Source organism: Haemophilus sp. HMSC066D02 (assembly GCF_001810545.1).
Taxonomy (GTDB): domain Bacteria; phylum Pseudomonadota; class Gammaproteobacteria; order Enterobacterales; family Pasteurellaceae; genus Haemophilus_D.
This window is the reverse complement of record NZ_KV801808.1, coordinates 1-312: the sequence shown is the minus strand read 5'-3', so window position 1 is coordinate 312 and position 312 is coordinate 1. Positions and strand designations below refer to the sequence as shown.

Genomic DNA, 312 nt, shown 5'->3' with positions numbered 1-312 from the left:
TGTCACCTTTAGCACCTGTTGCACCAGTTGCGCCAGTTGCGCCAGTGTCACCTTTAGCACCTGTTGCACCAGTGTCACCTTTAGCACCTGTAGCACCAGTTGCGCCTGTAGCACCTGTGTCACCTTTAGCACCTGTAGCACCAGTTGCGCCTGTAGCACCTGTGTCACCTTTAGCACCAGTTGCGCCTGTAGCACCTGTGTCACCTTTAGCACCTGTTGCGCCAGTTGCGCCGGTTGCGCCTGTAGCACCTGTTGCACCAGTTGCGCCGGTTGCGCCAGTGTCACCTTTAGCACCAGTTGCGCCTGTAGCAC

At 57.4% G+C, this 312-nt stretch carries 1 protein-coding gene; it reads right to left on the bottom strand.

Translation table 11 applies throughout. The features are described 5' to 3' along the window. A partial coding sequence (locus tag HMPREF2750_RS05435) for a hypothetical protein (RefSeq protein WP_186821576.1) occupies window positions 1-312 on the bottom strand: 312 nt, incomplete at both ends.